Origin of the sequence: Shewanella sp. MM_2022_3, from assembly GCF_022557375.1 — a bacterium.
Taxonomy (GTDB): domain Bacteria; phylum Pseudomonadota; class Gammaproteobacteria; order Enterobacterales; family Shewanellaceae; genus Shewanella; species Shewanella xiamenensis.
Window position 1 is genome coordinate 1 of record NZ_JAKZGV010000045.1, and the last position, 23,076, is coordinate 23,076.

Below are 23,076 nucleotides of genomic sequence, written 5' to 3' on the forward strand. Positions count from 1 at the left end.
TGTTATGATTGTTTGAATTAATATTTTTAAATGGTGTTATTTCTCAGGATTTAACGCTTTTATTGATATGGACATTTTGATTAGTCATTTTGTCCGCTTTGTACCAATTTCTGATAGCCGTAAATCTTATTGTTGATGCGCGTCACAAAAATGGCGTTAGCTGCTCAAATTATGAGTGAAAATACCGATTAGCCGCTTTTTGAGCAAGATCACAATTTAAGGTAAATGATTGGGGCGATAAGCGGCGATTTTGCCTGAAAGCGCGGTAAATCGTTTTTGTCTAAGGGATTGGTGAGTAGATTTGATAACAAAATTTGCGCTAAAAACGCTGATGTTTACTTAGATCTAACCGCAAAAACGTGGAGAGGTTACGCCATAAATACCCTGTAATTGATAGATAAATACATCCCCCGCTTGCGGCTCTTGAGCTAATTGCGATGTGTCAAGTGAGTGTTTAGCACTGGTCACGATAAGTAAATCTAATTTTGCGCCGCCAAAGGCGATGCTGGTTGGGTTTGTAACGGGCAATTTGAGGATAAGATCGACTTCACCGTCTGGACGATAGCGTACCACTTGGCCACCGCCCCACTGGGCATTCCAAAGATAACCCGCCGCATCGACATCGGAACCATCAGGGAAAATGTGATGGATCGTGCTCGCAAAGAGGCGCTTACGACTCAATAGCCCCTTCTCAATATCAAAATCATATTGATAGATTTGGCGTTTTGGCGAATCAGCATGGTAGAGCGTTCGCCCATCCACGCTCCAGCATAGGCCGTTGGAGATTTCGAGATTTGAGAGGCGCTGGTGGCAATGCCCATTCTCATCCAGACAATACAGGGCTGCCGTTTGTTGCAAAGTATCGCGTCGCTCAACCATAGTGCCGGCCCAAAAACGCCCTTGCCTATCGATGCGACCATCATTAAAGCGATTGCCGGCAAAATGAGATTCTGGCTGCGCCAACCATGTCAGGCTTTGATCTTCAATATTATAAGTCGCAATACCGATATCGAATGCGACGATCAGTGTTGTAGGCTTTGCAGTGAGGCCAAAGGAGCCGACGCGGTGCGGCATGGAGAAAGTATCTAGTGTGCAGGTGGCGAGAGTAAAACGATAAATCACAGAGGAGAGAATGTCGGTCCACCAAATGGATTGGTGTAATTCATCCCATAATACGCCTTCTCCAAGGAGGTTTCCTACTGGGATCGTCATCAACAGCTCGCCAACCGTGACCGTTTGCATTGCGTTACTCAGAAATAAACTCTGTAATCAAGAAAGGCTTAATCTTAAACAACTTATGGGATGAAGCAAGGGTAAAAAAGTGAATATAGCTTGTGGTTCTTTTAGCTACCGGCTTATCGCGATAATAGTCGATAAATGACCTTCATAATCGCCAAGGTTTAAATATCTTAAGACATTGATTTAAAGCACCATTGAGAGTAATGCCGATCAGTTAAGAGCTGACAGGCCTTTTCTTTTGACTGGGTATTTCCTTGGTTTCGCTATGACATATCGAGGATAAACCCTTAATTCTCGTTGTATCGGTAGTATATGCTGCTCTGTTTCTGCGATTAAACTATCAATCCTTTTCGGAATGGTTCCGGCCAGTGCAAACGCGGTAGTGAGTTGCATAAAAAATCCGATGACGAATGGTCATCGGATTTTGAGCTTTTGAATGGGATCGTCAAGCGATCTGGCTTAACTGATCAGTTATTGATTAGATTCGCTAAATAAATCAGCCACATCTTGTTCAGTAATCGCTTCGTCGTAGAACTTGATTTCATCGATTGCCCCTTTGAAAGGCGTATCCCAGAAGTTGACCCCGACCGCAAACTTAGTGGTCGGTACTGAGAAGACGTCCGGGAAGTTAGCGCCGGTAAACTTCAATTCACCATTGATATAAACCTTCACATCGCCGCCATTCACTGTGTACGCCAGGTGCGTCCATTGGGATTTTGGCATCACAAAACCGGTTCGACCGTCGTACCACGCTGTGCCTGACCATAATACCATGCGCTCATAATCATTTTGACCGCCAGGTAAGACGCTGGTCCAGCTAGAATCGGTCGCATAACCAAACAAGGCTGTAGTGTACTTATTCAGCTGCTCAGGATTGAGCCACATCGACACTGAGTAGGTGTAGTCTTTGATAAGGTTATTCGGCAATACAATACCAGAGGCACCATCAAAGACCGCCGCCTTGCCTACCGCGCCGTCCATATAGCTGATTTTACCGCCTTCGACACCAATCAGGTTACCCACTAAAGTGCCCGCACCGAAGTTAGCGGTACTGTCGTTAAGATTATCTTCGAAACTGTAAACCGCTACAGGTGTTGGTGGATTCTTAGCTTTTACGGTTGCGGTGAAGACTTTGGTTTGAGTCGCATTACCCAGTTTTAAGGTGGCCGTTAAGGTGACCACCTTGTCTTCTTCACCACGTGCAGGTTGCGTTACGCTACCATGGCTATCAATAGTCGTTGGATCTGAAGATACCCAAGAAATCGCCGCAGCATAAGGACCCGTAACTGGCAGTTCGATATTTTTACGCACCGCCGATAAGTCGCCTAGCTCCAGAATGGCCGTTGCTGAGGACAAGAGTTCACTGTCGGCTAACTTGTCGATATCGAGGGCTTTGACTTCTTCAGCCGTTAATGCCGCTTCATAGACTTTGAGTTCATCAATGAGGCCGTTGTATGGCAGATCCCAGTAGTTAACGCCAAGACCGAAAACGCCCTGAGCACCCGTAAAGTAGTTCGCAAGGTTACCGCGGCTAAAGCGCTCAACCCCGTTGATAAAGACTTTAACTAGCCCTTTATTGACGGAGAACGCCAGATGCGACCACGTGTTTTCAGCGATGCGCTCGCCGGTTACACCATCAAACCAACTTTCAACCGCGGCACTGCCGCTGGTATCAATATTGTGACTCCAGAACATGGTATTACCGTCCCAACCCTGTGGCAGCATGCTGACCCAAGTATTGGAGAACTTGCTACCATCTTCAGCGGTTTGCTCGTTAACTGCGCCGAAGAATGCCGTGGTAAACCCTGTAATAACCGCAGGACTTGCCCAAAAAGACACTGTGTACTCGTAGCTGGAGATAATGCCCGATGGTAGTAACACCCCATGGGTACCATCGAGTGACAGGGCTTGTCCTTCAAAGCCTGTGGCGTAGCCAATGGCATCGCCCGATTTGAAGATCCTATCGCCAGTGGGTTGGCCATCACCAAATAAGCCCAAGGAATCCTTGAGGTTATTCTCAAAGCTGTACAGGGCAATACGGTTATAGGTTTTATGGGCAAATACGGTGATTTTGAAGGTTTTAGTCACCTTCTTACCATTGACCATAATTGTCGCGGTTAAGGTCACGACCTTATCGCCCTCGCCCACGTTGGGTCGGATAATGGTGCCATCGGCACGGATCACTGACTCGTCGCTCGATTGCCACTCGATAGTTGCCCCACGGGTACCTTGTATCGGTAAGGCGAGCGTGCCTTCGGTGACTTCGGTCGGCAGGCTAATGCCGTTTGCCGATGCCGATAAAATTTCCTCAGTGGTTTTATTGGTGAGCTTCACGCCCCAAATACTCGCCCCATCATTAGAAATGGCGCTAAAGGTAGGCATAAGTTTGTTTTGTTCAGGATCCCATTGCCAGGCGAGTACGCCTTCAAATGTGCCTAAATTGTCTAGCGTTAAGCTGATTTTATTGTCATCACCCTGTTGGTAAGTACCAGTCACATCGCCAGATACAGTGCCTTTATTGGTCCAAGTACGGGATAACTTCACATGGACTGATTTATGTGCCGCAGTATTAATATTTTTTGCGTGATTAATGAATTGATAATCACCAGTGACATCGATTTCATCGACAATGTTATCGCCGTTGATCGGTGCATAACGCTGTGGTGAGGCAACTAACCAACCATCGCTGTTGAGAAATAGCTCATGCACGCGCACGCTGTGACCTTCGTCGGTATCGGGGAAGCGGGTATGGAATACCAAGAAGTATTTGCCCGTTTGTGCATCATAAAAAGCTGAGTTGTGGCCGGGTGACAGATAACCGTGATCATGACCCACATCGCCAGGGTGGGCCACAAATTGGAAACCGCCCATCAGTTTGACGCCATAGTCGGCGATATTGCCTGCGGCCGTTGCGCCAATCATGTCGAGCCCAGCTGCATCGAAATAGGGACCGTTAGGATTTTTAGAGCGAGAGATACGAATGTTGTAACCGTCTTTTTGGGCAAAACCACCAAAGGAGGTAAACATATAATAGTATTCGGATTCAGGGCTATAGATAACATAAGATCCTTCAATCGCACTGTAATTGCCCCCCATGATCTTAGTGCCATAGCCCTGATCCGCTAACGGTTTACCCGTTGCAGGATCTAACTGCATCACCCAGATCCCGCCGGAATAGGAACCATAGGTCATCCACAGGCCGCCATCTTTATCGTAAAACACGGCTGGATCAATAGCATTAGGGTCGACATTGCCATCGTAAATTTGACCGTTTGCGCCTGGGTTTTCAGCCCCAATATGCCCAGTCTTCAAGATCAAGCCTTGGTTAACATAGGGACCGAGAATATTGTCAGAAGTCGCCATCCCCAAATAGGAGCGCGATACGCAATCAATCTTATCGGGGCCGCCACAAAAGTCGTAATAGAAATGGTACTTACCGTCAGCAAGCTTTATCACATCCGGCGCCCACGAACCGACAAAGCCGCCCGTCCATGCCGTGCCTTCAGCGATTTCTGACACATAGGTATTAAACAAGCTGCTCGTGGCGGCACCATCCGAGGCAATTTGTGTCCAGTTCATTAAATCAGTAGAGCTGGCCACCGCTAGGTGGGAGCCAAAAACATAGTAAGTACCATCAGTATCTTTAATGATCGATGGATCATGGACCACTGCATTTTTATAGCTCACCTCACCTGCTATTGTCGGATCCGCCGAAGTCACTGGAGCGGGAGGTGTAAAGGTATTTGTGTCGTTAGCACTATAGCTGCTGTCGTCCCCACCACAGGCGGCAAGTGCCATGATCAAGCTTGCTGACACGAATGAGCGTTTAAGCACCATGAGCGTCGTTCCTTTTATTGTTGTGTTGGATAGTTAGAGGTTAATCGTGTATCAATGCATTACATATTGGTAATACAATACTACTGTAACACTAAAATTACATTAGCACTCTGACGAAAGAAGTAAATATCTTGTGAAAGAGATTTATGATTTTTTGCAAGAAATTAGGCATTAAAGCTAAATATACAATGCGATTTATATTGATTTTGCCGCATACTCACCAATTTACCTACCGTCAAACAGTAAACTATCTCTCTGTTTTGTTTTAAAAATTTAATTTTTTCCTTGTCCATAATTCATTCTAAGAAATGCACTCTCTCTTTATTATCAAAATGAAATAGCAATGTTGACAGGTCAATGGTCATACAATATGATTTTAACACTTTGATAAGATCTTAATTGAGCACTTGAAGCATCATCAGATGCCATGGTGCAAAGTACGCTACAAAATTCTAAATTTTCAGGGACACTGTGGGGATGTCCGTGACTCTGAAGTGGAATAAAAAAGACCGGGACGTCAGATGGTGTCTTAGGCTACCGGGTCAAATAATAAAACTACCGGAGATTAACTAGATGTTTAAACAGACTTATTTGGCAAGTGCGATTCTGCTTGCTCTTGCTAGTCAAGCGACGTATGCAGCAGAACCTGAAGCGACACAATCGCCTCAGGCGGAAGAAACGGCACAGCCCTCTTCTAGCGGTAAAGCGCAAAATAACGAAGAGATGGAGATCATTCAGGTTCAGGGGATCCGCGGTAGTTTAAATAAGGCGGTAGAACTCAAACGTCAAAATATTCAAGTTGTTGATGCCATCATTGCCGAAGATATTGGCAAATTCCCAGATAATAACGTCGTTGAAGCCTTACAACGGGTAACGGGTGTTCAAGTCACCGACCGCGCCTCAGGTGAAGCCAATACTGTAAGCATTCGGGGTTTAACGGATGTGACAACCACAGTGAATGGCCGCCAAATCTTCACCGCCGCAGGCCGTGAAGTGGCAATTGCAGACGTACCAGCGGCATTACTCGGCAGTGTTGAAGTCTTTAAAACACGCTCCTCTTCTCAAGTCGCCAGTGGTATCGCAGGCCAAATTGACATTCGTACCCATAGACCTTTTGATTTTCAAGAAGAAAAAATTTCGGTAGCAGCCAAAGGGATTTACTCTGATCAGCCTGACACTATCGATCCCAATTTCAGTGCCTTAATTAGCGACCGCTGGGATACCAGCATCGGTGAAGTCGGTGCATTAGTTAACGTTTCTTATATTCGTACCAATTACAACGATCAAGTTGTCGCTCCTGGTGCGTCCTTGCCCTACTACGCAGAAACGGGTACACAAATCCCTGATATTTATTGGACCCGCGGTTTAGCTCATGGTCTTGATACATCTGAAGGAGCCTTGATCAACGGTCAAGAATATCTGCTCATGCGTGATGCTGTGTTTCAAAATATGAATAACGGTGAACGTGAGCGTCCAGCACTAAATTTCTCATTGCAATGGGCACCAACTGACACTTCCGAGTACCTTTTTGAAGCATTCTATAACGGTTATCGCAATGATAACTTCAACTCTATGCTCTTTAGCAATGTTGATTCCTCGGCTAATTGGCAGCAAGTGATCAAAGATGGTATCGAAGTTTATGATGGTACCAATGTGGTTAAATCGCGAACTGCATATAACGTTGGCGGCTTTAGCAGTTCAGATCATAGCCACAACGAAACAGATAGTTACGTATTTGCCTTAGGAGGTAAGTGGGACTTTGACAATTTGATCTTAAAGTCTGAAGTTGTCTATCAAACCAGTACCTATGAATCACAATTTCTGGCGATGCGTGGTGTAAGCGCGAATAGCACTCAAACTTTCTACGGCGTTGATGTTGACTATAACGACAAAAGTGGTGGTGTCCCTAGCTGGGTTTATTTAGATAACCCTGACACTGCTATTAATGAATCTGATTTAACGCAATTATCCTTGTGGCAAACTGCAAACGTATACGATAGCGGTGCCAAAGACGAGGGGGATTCAGTTACTTGGACACTCGATGGTGACTATTACCTCGACTACGGTATCTTCACTAAGATGAAGTTTGGTGTACGTGCTGAGCAACGTGGTGCAAAACACGGATTGTACGATGCAGGCTCACTAAACACTAATGTTCTATTTAGTGATCTTGACCCGAACATGTTTACCGTAACTACTGACTTCTTTGATGGCCGTGGAAATGTACCAACTAGCTGGGCTATCGCTAACGGTAACTATTTGTATGCTAATCGTTCTGCTATTGAAACGATGTACGGTGCAGATGAACAAGCTCTTGCTATGTATACTAACTATGACATCACTGAAAAATCATACGCTGCGTATATCCAAAGTGATTTTGAAACTGAGTTATGGGGTAAGCAAGTCGATGGTCAAATCGGCCTACGTTACGAGAAAGCCGATGCGGATATGGATTTTTGGGAACGCAAAAAATATGCTACTGAGGATGTCGTTGATGACATTCGATATTATCTCGTGCATGACACCGATACCAATGGAAGTGCGGAGTTATTACCAAGCTTAATGGTACGCTTCTGGTTAACGGATGAACTGGTTGCACGTTTTGCCTACACTGAAACGATTCGTCGCCCCGCCTTTGGTGATTTAACCACTGCGATTTCCTATACAGAAGACTTAACAAAGCTTGGATTCGGTCAAGCTTCAAGTGGTAACTCTAAGTTAGAACCAACTACTTCACAAAACTATGATTTCTCATTGGAATATTACTTTGGTGAGGGATCTTCTATTTTCGGTACTTATTTCCGTCGTGATATTGAAGGTTTTGTATTTAACTCAGTATCGACTATCACTCGTGAAGTTGATGGTGAAACAAAAAAATATCTTTTAAACCGACCAGAAAACTCTTCGAATGGAAAACTAAGTGGTTATGAACTTGGTGCGGTGTATTTCCCTGAAAATATGCCTAGTTACCTAGATGGTTTAGGTACTCAAGTGAGTGCAACCTTCTTAGATTCTAGCCAAGACATCCCAGAGTTTGATAGTGAAAGTGGTGAGCAAATTGCAACTACAACACGAGATTTATTTGGTGTATCAGATACCTCAATGAGTGCTGTATTGATTTATGATAAAGACGTTTATAGTGCTCGCCTCTCTTACACCTGGCGTGACAAATTCTTATCTGCTTATGACGCAGGTAGCTTCGCAATGCCTCGTGGCATTTATCGTAAGCCGGAGCAATCGCTTGACTTCCAATTTAGCTATAACGTAACAGATGAATTTGTACTAACCTTCGATGCGACAAATATTCTTGATGATATCTATCAAGAATACTATGAGGACTCAGTACTCTATAACCGCACGAATAGTATCTACACCCGAACGTTTGCCCTCGGTGCGCGTTACTCCTTCTAATTGACCACTGTTGTTTAAACCGAAAAAGCTAATCTTGTGATTAGCTTTTTCTTTTTATATCAGATAAATGGCAAGATTTTTACTCGATCTTTCTAATGCTTATTCATCAAATTGCTTTTGTCTGAGCCCAAGCTTTGCTAGTTTATATTTTTCTTCCTTGAATATTGGCTATGCACACCGCTTGGTTCGATTTTAATCTGATCCCTATTGATATATTCACGCTGTTAACCTTAGCCTCGGCCTTTACTGCATTTTTTACCGCCTGTTTTGGTATTGGCGGTGGTGTGATGTTATTGGGCGTGATGGCGCAAGTGGTTCCGCCTCAAGTGATTATTCCCCTCCACGGCGTAGTGCAATTGGGCTCTAACTTAGGACGAGCCCTATTGGGATGGCAACATATTCAATGGCGAATTATCAGGGTATTCTTACCGGGGGCGCTCGTTGGTGCCGCGCTGGGCAGCTTAGTCTTAGTGGCGATCCCCCCTACGGTGATGTATCTCACCATTGCCCTATTTATCTTGTACTCCTGTTGGGGCCCCAAAATACCTCGTGTAGTACTGGGTACTATGGGCATGTTAATTGCGAGTGGGATAACGACCTTTATCTCATTATTCGTTGGGGCAACTGGCCCTTTGGTTGCGGCGTTTATCAAGCAGTTAGAGATTGATCGATTTCGTACCGTAGCCACCTTTGCAATGATTATGTCCTTACAACATGGGGTGAAAATTATCGTTTTTGAGGGGGTCGATATCCCTATACTCCCATGGTGGCCACTGTTCGTTTGTATGATTATCAGTGGCGGTATTGGAACATGGCTAGGCTTTAAGATGCTTACTCGAGTAACGGACAAACATTTCAATTTAGCTTTTGATTTGATTCTCACGCTACTGGCAATACGACTGTTATGGCAGGCCATGACTGGATAAAAAGAGCCGGGATAAAAAAGAGCAGTAATTGCATACACAATTACTGCTCTGGTGCCGAGCAAACTAGGCTCAACCAAGATGCCGTTAAGCGACCTCAACTTAAACGACATTACAAGCACGCGTTTATACCCAAGCTACCTGAAGATACGAGTTTCAGAGCGCCTAGGGGGCTTCAATTCAAGGCGCATCAATGAAAAAATCGACCACCTTTTGAATTGATGTAACACAGAAGTAGAGTGCCCTAGGCGCTCCGTCTCGGCGGGCTTTAACGTACTTTATGCTGTGTTGGTTATTTTTAACTTAGTTCACTAGGTTCTCAAATAACCGCCTTGCCTAAAGTGCGTTAAACTCCCGCTGAATCCTACATCTTCAGGTTGTTTGGGTATGACCACCGCCGTGGTGATGCTCAGTTATTTCAAAGGGATGAATTATTTCACCTCTCTAAAGTAAAACTGTTGTGAAATGGTGTTTTTCCACACGTCTTCCACTATGTTATCGCCGTTGGCATAGGAGCCATTGGCCACTTTCATGGATGAACCGCCCTTACGGGACACCAGCCTTAATGAGCCATTGGGCATCAATTCGCTGCGGAATTCACTGTCGATTGCATTACAAGCCCCTAGCTCCAGATTACCTTCGTTGGTCACAAGGCATTGTTGCGCCTTGTTGTTTGAAAGTTGGATGGATTGCAGGCGATAAAAGCCGTCCGTCGTCGGCACTGCTTGCCACTGCTGACAGGCATCGCCGGTGTATTCAAACTGAGCCACATTGGCATTGGGTTTGAGCTGACATTGTTCGGCGCTGACCACTCTGCCGCTGTGAGCGTTGACTATGGCTAATGTTGACACAGGCTCAATCCGCCAATCTGTGCATTCACTGACACGGTTTTCCCCCGCAATCACGTCGGCACCGGCCTTTTTACTGCAATTTTTCGCCTGTAAATTACCGATGGAGCGATCGTTTGCAAAGCGGAACCAGCCTTCACGAGTCGAATCCAACGACCAACGCTGACAACGGGAGGCAACCCAGGGCGCCGTATTCAGTGCCGTTGATGACTCATCTTGGCACTGAGCCTGAGTTAAAAAGGTTCCCTGCCCCACATTGGCAAAGCGATATAGGCCATCGTTACTCGGGTCGATAACCCATTGACTGTTGTCATCGTCGCACTTGCCGACACTGACTTGACCTTTAGCATTAGTCACTAGGCATTGACCGATTTCACGGCTTACGATGCGGTATTTTACGCCTTCCACTTGGGTGGTTATCGGACCAAACTCGCCACTTGGGACGGGCAATTGTTTTTTATCCGCCATCGGTTCACCAAATTTAGGCAAGCCTTTGTTATCCCATGTAAAGGGTTGAGCACGTGCCGCACGGGTGCCACTACAGCCGTCGGAAGCCGAGGAGTTGCCATGGTATATAAGCCAATCTTCTTTCCCATCGGGTGACTTGAAGAAACCATGATGCCCAGGGCCATAGACGCCATTGGCTTTGCTAAAGAAAGGCTTGTCGTACTTAGTCCATGCGGCGGGATCCATGGGATCGTCACCAGTGAGTTCAACCACGGCTAAGGAATAATCCTCAGTATTACAAAAGCTTGCCGAGTGAACTAAAAAGGTTCTGCCCTCGTGCTGAATGATCTCTGGGCCTTCATTGACGTTTAAGCCTGATTTTTCCCAGTCGTGAATAGGTGCGGTAATCACCTTATGTTCACCCTCGATGGTCCAAGGGTTGCTCATCTTGGCAATCAAGTTCACTTGATCTTGGCCGTGCCATTCGGACCAGAGAAAATATAACTGGCCTTTATACTCCAAATAGCTGCCGTCGATATTCCAGTGATCGGGCATTGGCGTGCCCTTAAACTTGTATGGCCCCATGGGGTCACTGCCTTCACTCTCGAGAATATGGTTACGCTGGCCATCGAAGTTTTCTGCCACGCCCGAGGTGTAAATCACATACCAACGTAGTCCCTGCGCAGTTTGTAGAGGGTGGAATTCGAATGCCCAAAAATTGCAGCAGTTAGACTTATCGGTGCCGCTCCAAATATTGTGGGCTGGCGCATCGGCAAGCCCAGCAATGGTGGGCGATTTACGCATCACCAGCTCAGAGGTCCACGTGGTGGTGGTGAGATAATAGTTACCATTGTGGTATTCGAGCCAAGGATCGGCACCGTTGCGAAATAACGGATTGGCGAAAGTGGCTGCGGTAATGCGGTTTTCATCCGCGCCCTTCGCACTCTCTGCTGCATGTAGGTCAACCGCTCCCAAGCTGGTGAAGCCAAGTCCCATCGCAAGGGAGATGGCGACCATTACTTTATTGATAGAATGAGTCATTATTATTTTCCTTCGGGTGCAACTAATACGCTCTGGTATTGATTGAGCACCTTAGGATCGACTACGGGCCAACCTTGGCGCCAGCTCAGTTCCGCCATCTTGAGTTTTTGTAAGCCATTATCGGCGGATTCATAGGCATGAAAGACTAAGTAATCTTTACCATCGAAGTTATAAACACTGTTATGGCCCAATCCTGGCCAGTCCTTAGTGCCTTTCAGTAATACTGAGCCACCGCCCTGTGCCATGTCTTTGCCCTCTTTATCGAGGTAAGGCCCAGTCACCGTTTTGGCTCGGCCCACGGCTAAGTGATAGGTGCTGTCATCCCCACGGCAGCAAAGGCCATAGGAAACAAAAAGATAGTAATAGTCATCTTTTTTGTAGATAAAAGGCGCTTCGATTTGTGCAGGACCCGGTTCGGTTTCACCAAGCAATGCCGGGCGTTCTAACTTGGCTAGCGTGTGCCATTCTTCAGGCTTGGCGATGGAAATAAAGTCTGGGTTGAGTTTGACCAGTTTTAACCCTTGCCAGAAGGAACCAAAGCTCATCCAAGGCGTGCCCTTTTCATCGACAATAATATTGGGATCAATCGCGTTCCATGCATCACGATTTGGCACTGATTGAATAACGATCCCCTTATCTGCCCACTGATAGTCCTTTGAGTTTTTGTCGAGGGTTTTATTGACTGTCACACCAATGGCCGAGGTGTTTTTACCAAAGGCTGATACCGAGTAATACAGATAGAACAAACCGTTGTGCTCGATAATATCCGGTGCCCATAAATGGCCGTTAAACTCTGGCGCAACGTCCTTTGCCCAGCTAGGTTCGGTCTCAAATACTCGACCCGCCAGCGTCCAATGGATTTTATCTTTTGAGGAATAATAGGTAATGCCAGGGCCAGTGCTAAAGAGATAGTACTGCCCGTTCTCTTTCGCCATCACAGGATCATGAATACTCACCTGCTTGGCACTTACTTGGCCTAGAGTTGCCAATATGCCCAGCAGCGCACAATTGAGCATCTTAAGGTGACGTTTTAGGGCTGTTTTCGGTGTGATTCTTATGGCTGGCATTAATTCTCCTTATTACCTCATCCTATTTAATAAAATAGCTATTATGCTATTGTATGATGAATTAAGTTATCATACTATCGGACAAGGAAGTAACAATCAAATGCAAAAAAATTAACAGGAGAAAAATGTGTTAACATTGCGGATGCGGTAAATCGCAAAATAACACAATAACTCACTGTTTATAATAAATATAATAAGGATTTCTGATGAGTTCTCATAAATTGTCAGTCATTGAAAAGATCGGTTACGGCTCCGGGGACATGGCCGTTAACGTGGTGATTTCGTCAATGATGTTAATTATTACCTTCTTTTATACCGATATTTTTGGGTTAAAGCCCGCCGATGTCGGGATTTTGTTCCTGCTGGTCCGTCTTATCGATGCCATTACTGATCCTTTAATGGGCATTATTAACGATAAAGTAACCACCCGCTGGGGAAGATATCGCCCCTACTTCCTGTTTATGGCGATTCCCTTTGGTATTTCGGTGTTCTTAACCTTCTCAACCCCGGATTGGGATTACAATGCCAAGCTTATCTGGGCCTACTCGACCTATATTCTGGTCACTATCATCTTCACCACTGTGACTATCCCATATATTTCGATTATCAGCGTGATCACCGACGATCCGAAAGAGCGGTTATCCGCCAACGGTTATCGTTTGTTCTTCGCAAAGATTGCCGCCTTTTTAGTGACCATTATCGTGCCTATGTTAGCGTCGGCCTGGGGCGGTGAGAACATTGCCGCGGGCTATCAAAAAGCCATGGGCGTGATGGCATTAATGGCAACACTGTTGTTTTTATTTTGCTTTTTCACGACCACAGAGCGCGTGGCTTATAAGGTTGAAACTAAGCCTGTCGCCATGCAACTGCGATTATTGTTTAAAAACGATCAATGGTTAGTGTTAACCGCGATTTGTGTGATTGGCACCATTGGCTATGTGATCCGCGGATCGGTAGCTGCCTACTACGCCACCTACTACTTGGGCGGCGATGCCAAAATGCTCTCAGCATTTCTATCGACCGGTGTGGGCGCAGCGATTCTGGCCATGGTGGCTTCGACTTGGATCACTAAGCGTTACTGCAAACTTAAACTCTTCCGTTACAGCCAAATCGCGGTTGGGATCTTAAGCGTCATTATGTTCTTTGCCGTGCAACCGGGGGACATAGTGCTGGCCTTCATACTTTACTTTGCGATTTCATTTGTGGTGGATTTACATGCGCCTGTCTTCTGGTCGGTGATTTCCGAGTCGGTGGATTATGGCACAGTCAAAACGGGCCACAGGGTCTCTGGCCTTGCCTTTGGCGGGATCTCATTCGCCCAAAAAGCGGGTATGGGCGCAGCGGGATTTGTAGTCGGTATGCTGCTTACCTACTTCAACTATCAACCCGGTGAAACCCAAAGCGAGTTTGCGTTGACCGGCATTTCGTTAATGCTGACGGTGATCCCTGGCGCATTCCACGCGCTGATGGGCTTACTGATGTTCAAATATAAGATTTCAGACCGCGTTTATGAAGAAATCAAACAGGCTTTACCCGAGCAGGAGAATTTCAGCCAAGCGGATGCCAGCCGAGAGGTCAATCCAAAGGCCGTGACGAGCCAAGTCTCGGCGTAATTCATTTAATGACCATTTAATTCAACTATGGTCATTTTGCCCAAATATGAAAAAGCCCCTGCCAAGGGGCTTTTTTATCACACCGTATGACATTTGCGTTATATCGATTACTACGAACGTGCACTCGACAACCATATCCTCTCGTCCCTGCAAGCGAGCCCCATCACGCTGATCCCCTTCTTTCGCCTGCACGACAGCCGCTATACCTTGTATTTTGGCCAGAGCGCCCCCGATGAATGGCAACAAAAACAGCAAGCGTTAGCTCAAAAAGCCCAAATGGAAGCCAAGCTGATGGCGCAAACCTTAGATAGTGTGCAGCCCAGTGAGCAGCAACCTGAGTCGGATCATTTCTTTAAGGCATCAAAGAGTGAAACGGGCCTTAATGGTAATCGCCATTGGCGCCATGCCGAGGATTGGTTTAGCTATCAACTCGATGCCAAAGGTGAACCGCAACCCATATTGCGCTTAACTTACTTGGGTTTGGATGCAGGGCGACGTTTTGACATTTTGATCAACGATAAACGCCTTGCCGAAGTCACTCTGCCTGCCGATAAGGGGCCAACATTTTATAGTGTCGACTACCCTATTCCCGCCGATATGCTTTTAGATAGCACAGTGCCCTTCAGGGTGAAATTTGTGGCAAAACCGGACTCGATTGCCGGAGGTTTATATGAGGTGCGTCTGCTAAAAAGTGAGCCAAGCTCGACTCAATAAGCCGAGCATCCCGAGCGCAATATGTGAACTTGGGCTAAAAACGCTCATTCAGACAAGGGAAAGTGAGACGCTTTCCCTTGTTTCTTTATCCCCTTACCCACCGATTCTGCGCTAGGCATTACCTGATGTTTGCTGGTGGCCCTGTGCGACTCGCCGTAAGTAACAGCCACTAGCCGTCAATATTTCAGTCACCATTTCAGTCAATATTGAGTTGGATGACGTCGGTAACAGACGAAATAAGCCAGTTGAGTTGAAAATTTTTGTTGGCAATATTCATCGCCATTGCTGATAAAAACTAGCAACCATCTCTTTATGATTGCAACTTTGAACAAAATAATCGATATCAGCATCGCTTTGATCGCCAAACCAGACGGAGAACAATATTGCCTGCGGGTTTAGCGGGCGCATAGCTTTAACCTCATTGAGCGCCCTGACTAATATGGCGTACAAGGCTTTAAGGTAAGCATCAAATGCCTCTTCGGACTCAAGCGCTTCAGCGTCCTCAAGCAGCAATTGAAGTTTGTCGTTAACTGCCTCAAAAATATCTTCATTTTCATCGTGATGTGGAGAGTCGCAGGCCGACCAACGCAGCGTTTGCTTAAGCTCTGCGAGGGATTTATGTCGAAAACGATGATCGTTTTGATATTGCTCTGCGACGGCAGTCAAACCTTCCTCAGTGAAAAGCGTAACGCCTAGATATTCCACTAAGGGCGTGCTGTATAGGCAAAAACCGTAGAGGGTCTGCACCGGATAGTGTGACAGCCACCAATCGTAATATTCTGCTAGTGCCAGAGCGAGTTCCTGAGCTAAGTTTTCCAATCCAGCTTCAATATCCGCACTAAGCTTGTCCTTATTTATCGCCATATCCCTACTCCTCGATCTTGGCAAAATCATCATCACTGAAATTCACTCCCACATTCAGGCAGGACTCCTACCCACAATGTGAATGCTCGGGCGGCAATATAACATCTTTAGCTTCAAAGATTGAATCGGTTAAGTGATTGAAATAGCGATTGGAATAGCTTGTTTTGCGTGCGAGCCTAAACAATCGCGCTTCAGTCAGGCATAAAAAAGCGGGGCTGCTGAAGCATGCCCCGCGGTTATCGAATCATTTGTGGTGGTAAATGAATTAGTAGAGGTTGAACAAGGGGCGCCCGCTCTCATCAAATGCCACCGCTAACATCCGAGCATGGCGATTGGGATCATAGAGTGGGTCTTTAATAATTTGCGCTAATGGACGGGTATCTGTCTTTGGCACCACGCTAGGATCGCCCACCGCATGTTCATAATCACGGGCATGGTACACACAGATGGGCGTTACGCCATCTTCTGCCACGGTGAAACTGTTATGACCAGGGCCGAAGATTTGCTTGTCGACATCAGTGCACAGCACTGGCTGGCGGGTTTTCTTCCATGAGTTACGATCGAGCAAATCAGCATGCTCATCGGCCTCCATATAACCCATGCAATAACAAGCACCTGTCGCGCTGGCCGAGAAAGTAATAAAAATTTTCCCCTGATGTTTAAGCACTGCAGGCCCTTCGTTAACCCAAAAATCGACTCGTTCCCAATCGTAATCTGGGGTGGTGAGCATGAATTGCGCCGTCTTTAACTTGATGGGCGATGCCATTTCCGCTAAATAAAGGTTGGATGCCGCAAATTGACCGCCGGTTTTCTCCGCCCAGCAGAAGTAACGCTTACCGTTGTTTTCAAAAATGGTCGCATCTAAGGAAAAGTCGATAAATGACTTATTATCACCATCGGCCGCCTGCATCATGCCAAGTTCAATCCATTCATCATTCAAGGGATCTTGCCCTTGGCACTCAAGCACATAGGGGCGTAAGGCCCAAATATTTTCTTCTTCGCTGGCCGCAAAGTAGATGTACCATTTGCCGTCGATATAATGGATCTCGGGTGCCCATACGTGGCGGCTCATCGGGCCGCTTTGGTGTTTAAACCAGATATCGAAGGTTTGGGCGTCTTTCAAGCCGTCTAAGGTCTTGGATTTACGCAGTTCAATCCGATCGTAGGTCGGAACAGAGCCCGTAAAGTAGTAATAACCGTCGCTATGTCGATACACAAAGGGATCGGCGCGCTGCTCGACTAGGGGGCTGTTTGTTGCTCTTATCATGGAAAACCTGTCTATTTCGATTACTTAAGTGTGCGGTTCGTGTCTGTTAAACGCATTTCGCTTATTCGCGGGATTGCGTGTCTTGCTGATGCAGGGTTTGGCTATCGCTCTGCTGATTATCAAATACTGGGAAACCGTCCGCCGACCAGCGAATGGCGCGGTAGTAAGTGTGTCTATTACCGTCAGTCAATGGTGTCCCCTGCAGCTCAAGGTAATTACGAGCATGGTAAAACATCAGCTCGGTTTTACCATCCTCTGCCAGCACAAAACTATTATGGCCAGGACCAAAACGATTCAGGCTAGGCTCAGTGGTAAAGATTGGGCTTGGCGATTTATGCCAACTCTTGGGATCGAGTAAATCGGCATTTTCATCGGCCCATAATAGCCCCATGGCATAACGGTCGTCCGTGGCACTGGCGGAATAGGTCACGAAGACTTTACCGTTTTTAACCAACACAGCTGCGCCTTCGTTGACTTTAAAGCCTAAACGTTCCCAATCCAATAAGGGCTCGCTGATAATGGCTTCGTTATCAGAGAGTTGAGTTGGTGAGAGCATTTTGGCAATCACTAAACCGGTGTTGTAACGCTTGGCCTTATCCTGCTGCGCCCAAATAAAATAACGCTCGCCCTTCAGGCTAAAGCTGGTCGCATCGAGGGAAAAGGCATCCTGCGCCGACTGTAATTTACCTAGCTCTTGCCATTGGCCCGTCATCGGCGAGTCACCCTCAAGGCCTAAGACAAACATGCGGTTATGAAAACGCACATCCTTATTGCTGGCCGCAAAATAGATATACCAGCGACCATCGATTTTGTGCAGCTCTGGCGCCCAAATATCGATACTCATGGGGCCAGTTTCATGCTTGCACCACAGGGTTTTAGGCGTTGCTTGGCGTAAACCATCTATGGTTTTGGCGTGGCGAAGTTCGATGCGGTCAAACTCAGGCACAGAGGCAATAAAGTAGTAACTGCCGTCATCATCGCGGATCACCCAAGGATCCGCCCTTCTCTCGATAAAGGGCGCCTTCGCATCGAGGGCTTGCGCCGTGGCGCTGTGGGATTGTGCGCGGCTAATCTCAAGCACAGGCACGGCTTGCGCTAATGGCAGTGCCAATGCGGCGAGTAAGCCACAGGTCAAAGGCAAGCGCCGAAAGACCGACAGGTTAGGTTGACGATTATCCATGTTGTTTTTTGCGTCCATTCAAGAGTTTCTGTAATAGGATGAAAAAGAACAATAAGAGTCCGATAACAATCTTGGTCCACCAACTGCTTAAGCTGCCATCGAAGGTGATATAAGTTTGGATCACCCCCATCAAAATCACTCCAAGTACAGTGCCGAGCACAAATCCACTGCCGCCCGTCAGTAACGTGCCGCCAATGACCACGGCCGCAATGGCATCCAGTTCGACGCCAATGGCGCCAAGCGCATAGCCAGAGAAGGTGTAAAAGGTAAAGACAATGCCCGCCAGCGTTGCCAGAAAGCTACTGATGGCGTAAATACTGATAGTGGTTTTAGCGATGGAAATCCCCATTAGTTCAGCAGAATGTTGATTGCCACCAATGGCATACACATTGGTGCCGAAACGGCTGTAATGCATCACAATGGCGATAATCACAAAAAACAGAATAAAGATCAGTGAGCTTAAATCGAGCGCAGCATTGCCTGGTAGTGCAATGCTTATCTCGGCCACCGCATCGTAAAATGGATGGTCAATGGCAATCGACTCTTCACTGAGCGTCGTCGCTAAGCCCCGCGCAAGGAACATGCCCGCAAGCGTCACGATAAAAGGCTGCAACTTATACACATGGATAATGCTGCCCATGAGTGCGCCAAACAGCGTGCCAAGGGGCAAGATAACCGTAAAGGCCAACAATGGATGCCACTGGTACTCAGTGATCAATAAACTGCTGACAACCCCACTTAAGGCGATGACGGCGCCAACTGAAAGATCAATGCCCCCGGAGATAATCACTAAGGTCATGCCTAATGCGGTGATAAGTAAAAAAGCATTATCACGCAACAGGTTGGTGACTACTCGGCCGCTGGCAAAACCGTCAAACTGAAAGGTGCCGACCAGAAACATCGTCAGCAGCAATGAGGCGGTGATCCACAGCGGGATAAAACGTCTTGCTATCATGGTTTTTCTCCTGTCGCTGTGCTGACTTTTGCACTTGTGCCCTTTTCTGCTGGTTTTGCATCCGCTTGGCGCTTGGATTTGAATAGCGCCGACAATTGGCGCCTAAATTTAGCCGATTGCAACAGCAGCACGGTCAGGATAACGATGGCCTTGATCAGCAAGTTAAATTTAGCGGGTAAACCGCTGACGATAATCGTGGTTGCTAAGGTTTGGATGATCAGCGCGCCGACGACCGACAGAATCAAGGAGAAACGCCCGCCCGTGAGTGCGGCGCCGCCAATAACCACTGCTAATATGGCATCGAGCTCAAGCCACAGTCCGGCATTATTCGCATCTGAACCTTGGATATCGGCGGTGCTGATCATGCCGGCCAATGCCGCGCACAGACCCGCAATGGCATAGGCAAACAGTTTGATGGATTTATCGTTGATCCCAAGGTAACGACTCGCCTTGGCATTACAGCCCACCGCTTCGATAAACAGCCCTAAGGCGGTTTTACGTAGCAGTAATTGGCTAAAGATCAGCATCCCAATCACAATCCACACTGGCATCGGCAGGCCTAAAAACTGGCCTACGCCAATAGCGGCAAAGCCTGGGTGCTGGAAGGTGATAATTTGCCCTTGGTTGATAAGCTGAGCAACACCGCGCCCTGCCACCATAAGCAACAAGGTTGCGACAATCGGTTGAATGCCTAAGAAACTCACCAGACCACCATTAATACAACCGGCTAAGAGCCCAACGCTTAAGCCCGCAGCAATGACGATGACTAAGCTTAAATCCGGCACTAACAGTAGATTGGCGCAAACGGCGCCCGCAATCGCCATCACGGCACCAACCGATAGGTCAATACCGCCAGTGGCAATCACGAGACTCATACCAATTGAGAGCAGCGCCACGGGTGCACTGCGATTTAAGATATCAATCAAAGAGCCATAGAGTCTGTCGTCTTGATAGCTGATATTAAAGAAACTGCTATCAATAAACAGATTGGCAAGTAACAGAATACCTAAAGCCAAGAGTGGCCAGAGGTATCGACCAATGGAGGTCGACTTGCCCGCTTGGTAACGGGCGTTTTTTTCTTGAACCATGGTCTTGTGGCTTTCCTGCATCCGTTGTCGTTCAGATGAGTTCGACTCAGACGAAAATGATTCGGTCGATAGGGTTTGGACAGAGCTTTTCATTTATCCCTCCGCAATCGCTTGCATGACGTGCTGCGAGGTTAATTCCGCGCCTGAAAGTTCACGTACTGCATATCTGTCGCGTAGCACCACGACTTTATTTGAAAAGGCCACAAGCTCATCAAGCTCGGACGATGCGACCAATAGTGACATGCCTTCATCACACAGGCTTCTGATTAGCTTGACGATTTCAGCGTGGGCACCAATATCGATGCCACGGGTCGGCTCATCCAGTACCAATAAAATCGGCTCTATGGCTAACCAACGCGCGAGGATAACCTTTTGCTGATTACCGCCACTTAATTGCTCTATGGGTTTATCTGCATCCGGTGTCGCAATCTGTAATTTATCGATAAAGAACTGGGCAATTTCCTGCTGCCGAGCTTTAGATAAATAACGCCACCAACCGATACGCGCTTGCAGCGCGAGGATAATGTTTTCGCGAATCGACAGAGGGCCAATAATGCCGTCAATCTTGCGATCTTCAGGGCACAGGGCTATCCCGGCGCTGATCGCATCCACCGGTTGCGACAGCTTGAGTTTCTGCCCCGCCAAATGAATACTGCCGCTATCGACTAAATCCAGCCCAAATACGGCGTTGCAGACTTCGCTGCGCCCCGATCCTAAAAGACCCGCAAGCCCGACCGCCTGCCCCTTAGGTACGGTAAGATTCATCGATTGAATCGAGCCTTTCACCGACACACCTTCAAGGGATAACAACACCGCATCGGCGCTGGCAACCGTGCGTTCCTTTTCCTGCTTATCGACTAATTGCTCCTGCAGTGAGCGCCCGAGCATGGCTTCAATCAGCTTAGGTTGTGGCAGCTCGGCCGTAAGATATTCGCCAATAAAACGTCCGTTACGCAGCACGGTAATGCGATCGCTTATCTGGTAAACCTGATCGAGGAAGTGAGTGATAAAAACGATGGCCACACCCTTGGATTTGAGCTGGTTTAAGATCCCAAACAGCACTTGCACTTCTTTGGCATCTAAGCTCGCCGTAGGCTCATCGAGCACTAATACCTTGGCCGACATAGCAACACCACGGGCGATGGCAATGAGTTGTTGCACCGCGATGGAATAGTCCGACAGCGGCGCGCTAACATCGATATCCAGCTTAAACTGGGTCAACACTGCGCGCGCATCGGCATACATTTTTTTGAAATGAATAAGACCAAGGCGGCGCGGTTCGTAACCAAGGAACAAATTTTGTGCCACGGTCAGGTTAGGCACTAGGTTCACCTCCTGATAAACCGTACTGATCCCCGCCTTTTGCGCATCCATTGGTGTGTTGAAATGTTGCGGCTCACCCAGAAAGAGGATGTCGCCCATATCTTTTGATTGGGCGCCCGTCATCACTTTCACCAGCGTCGATTTACCCGCACCGTTTTCGCCGAGCAGAGCGTGAACTTCCCCCGCAAATAACCGCAAACTCACATCCTCAAGGGCTTTTACGCCCGGATAGTGCTTACTGATCTGCTTGAGTTCTAAAATAAGGCTCATAGCTATTCCCCAAGAAAGCGTCAATCTGACTATTGCTGGCGACGCTTTTCGTACTCGGCGGCAGCGGTTTCTTGGGTAAATACATCACCCGTGGTGCTGATAAGCTTAGGCTGCTCCTTGTTACCCTTCAGGTACGCATCGATAGCATCAAATGCAGGGCCGCCTAAGTATGGGCTAAGCTCAACCGTGGCATTAACATCGCCATCGGCCATCGCCTTAAAGTAATCGGGAACACCGTCCACGGATACAATCAGAATATCTTTGCCCGGTTTTAAACCGGCTTCTTTAATGGCTTGCACGGCGCCAAGGGCCATTTCATCGTTATGCGACCACACGGCGCACAGTGGCTGACCGTTTTGCGCCTTGAGGAAACCTTCCATCACTTCTTTACCCTTAGCGCGGGTAAATTCGCCGGTTTGGCTACGAACGATCTTGGCATTGGGATAATTGGCAATCACTTGGTTAAAACCGGCGGCGCGATCAATCGCTGCGGTTGCACCTACCGTGCCCTGCAACTCGGCGATATCGCAGTTGCCTTGGGTTTTATCCATTAGCCATTGGCCAATCTTGCGGCCTTCTTCGGTAAAGTCGGAGGCGATACGGGTAAGGAATAGGGAATCATCATCGACCTTGATATTACGGTCGACAATCACCACAGGAATGTGGGCACGTTTGGCTTCTTTGAGTACGGGTTTCCAGCCTGTTTCTACCACGGGTGCGATAATAATGGCATCCACACCTTGGGCAATAAAGCTACGCACGGCTTTGATTTGGTTCTCTTGTTTTTGCTGAGCGTCGGCAAATTTTAAATCTATACCCCGCTGTTTGGCCTCAGCTTTAACTGCTTCACTGAAGCTCGTTCGCCAACCACTCTCAGACCCAACCTGTGAAAAGCCTACCGTAGTGGCGTAGGCACAAGTGGCACTTACAGCCCATAATCCCAATGCGGTAATGATTTTATTATGTTTCATTATTATTCCCTTTATAAC

The 23,076-nt window shown here is 47.3% G+C and carries 15 protein-coding genes; 4 read left to right on the forward strand and 11 right to left on the reverse strand.

Going from position 1 to position 23,076, the window contains the following annotated elements; all coding sequences use genetic code 11:
* Positions 1-345 precede the first annotated feature (345 nt).
* A complete protein-coding gene (locus MMG82_RS17235; protein ID WP_241407184.1) occupies positions 346-1,242 on the reverse strand; it encodes an SMP-30/gluconolactonase/LRE family protein in 897 nt (298 codons plus the stop codon).
* 468 nt (positions 1,243-1,710) lie between these two features.
* Positions 1,711-5,076, reverse strand: a complete 3,366-nt coding sequence (locus MMG82_RS17240) for a LamG-like jellyroll fold domain-containing protein (RefSeq protein ID WP_241407185.1) — start codon at positions 5,074-5,076, stop codon at positions 1,711-1,713.
* Positions 5,077-5,649: 573 nt separating this feature from the next.
* Between MMG82_RS17240 and MMG82_RS17245 the strand changes: the two genes are divergently transcribed.
* Positions 5,650-8,487 (forward strand): TonB-dependent receptor, encoded by a 2,838-nt coding sequence (locus MMG82_RS17245; RefSeq protein WP_047539935.1) that lies wholly within the window; start codon positions 5,650-5,652, stop codon positions 8,485-8,487.
* Between the two features lie 170 nt (positions 8,488-8,657).
* Complete coding sequence (locus tag MMG82_RS17250) at positions 8,658-9,413, forward strand: sulfite exporter TauE/SafE family protein (protein WP_047539933.1); 756 nt, start codon at positions 8,658-8,660, stop codon at positions 9,411-9,413.
* Between the two features lie 428 nt (positions 9,414-9,841).
* On the opposite strand, the gene MMG82_RS17255 is transcribed toward MMG82_RS17250, so the two are convergent.
* Positions 9,842-11,746: a family 43 glycosylhydrolase gene (locus tag MMG82_RS17255; protein ID WP_047539931.1), complete on the reverse strand. Its 1,905-nt coding sequence runs from the start codon at positions 11,744-11,746 to the stop codon at positions 9,842-9,844.
* A gap of 2 nt (positions 11,747-11,748) precedes the next feature.
* The gene (locus MMG82_RS17260) at positions 11,749-12,813 is read right to left on the reverse strand and encodes an arabinan endo-1,5-alpha-L-arabinosidase (protein WP_099458047.1); all 1,065 of its coding nucleotides are present in this window, start codon (positions 12,811-12,813) and stop codon (positions 11,749-11,751) included.
* Positions 12,814-13,019: 206 nt separating this feature from the next.
* On the opposite strand from MMG82_RS17260, the gene MMG82_RS17265 reads away from it, so the two are divergent.
* A complete protein-coding gene (locus MMG82_RS17265) occupies positions 13,020-14,426 on the forward strand; it encodes an MFS transporter (RefSeq protein ID WP_047536252.1) in 1,407 nt (468 codons plus the stop codon).
* A 93-nt stretch (positions 14,427-14,519) separates the two neighbouring features.
* Positions 14,520-15,140 (forward strand): DUF6805 domain-containing protein, encoded by a 621-nt coding sequence (locus tag MMG82_RS17270; RefSeq protein WP_047536255.1) that lies wholly within the window; start codon positions 14,520-14,522, stop codon positions 15,138-15,140.
* Between the two features lie 273 nt (positions 15,141-15,413).
* Here the strand turns inward: MMG82_RS17270 and MMG82_RS17275 are convergent, their stop codons facing one another.
* From MMG82_RS17275 to MMG82_RS17305, 7 genes are all read right to left on the reverse strand, one after another.
* A complete protein-coding gene (locus MMG82_RS17275) occupies positions 15,414-16,004 on the reverse strand; it encodes a DUF4303 domain-containing protein (protein ID WP_241407187.1) in 591 nt (196 codons plus the stop codon).
* A 265-nt stretch (positions 16,005-16,269) separates the two neighbouring features.
* A complete protein-coding gene (locus MMG82_RS17280; RefSeq protein ID WP_241407188.1) occupies positions 16,270-17,271 on the reverse strand; it encodes a family 43 glycosylhydrolase in 1,002 nt (333 codons plus the stop codon).
* A 61-nt stretch (positions 17,272-17,332) separates the two neighbouring features.
* A complete protein-coding gene (locus tag MMG82_RS17285) occupies positions 17,333-18,469 on the reverse strand; it encodes a family 43 glycosylhydrolase (RefSeq protein WP_240293425.1) in 1,137 nt (378 codons plus the stop codon).
* Positions 18,444-19,406, reverse strand: a complete 963-nt coding sequence (gene yjfF / locus MMG82_RS17290; RefSeq protein ID WP_140907327.1) for a galactofuranose ABC transporter, permease protein YjfF — start codon at positions 19,404-19,406, stop codon at positions 18,444-18,446. The genes MMG82_RS17285 and yjfF overlap by 26 nt, the downstream gene beginning before the upstream one ends.
* Entirely contained in the window at positions 19,403-20,587 is a 1,185-nt protein-coding gene (locus MMG82_RS17295; RefSeq protein WP_241407189.1) for an ABC transporter permease, read from the reverse strand. Before MMG82_RS17295 ends, yjfF begins: the two co-directional genes overlap by 4 nt.
* On the reverse strand, positions 20,588-22,087 hold the full coding sequence (locus MMG82_RS17300; RefSeq protein ID WP_241407190.1) for a sugar ABC transporter ATP-binding protein: 1,500 nt from the start codon (positions 22,085-22,087) through the stop codon (positions 20,588-20,590).
* Positions 22,088-22,116: 29 nt separating this feature from the next.
* Positions 22,117-23,058 (reverse strand): ABC transporter substrate-binding protein, encoded by a 942-nt coding sequence (locus MMG82_RS17305; protein WP_241407191.1) that lies wholly within the window; start codon positions 23,056-23,058, stop codon positions 22,117-22,119.
* Positions 23,059-23,076 lie beyond the last annotated feature (18 nt).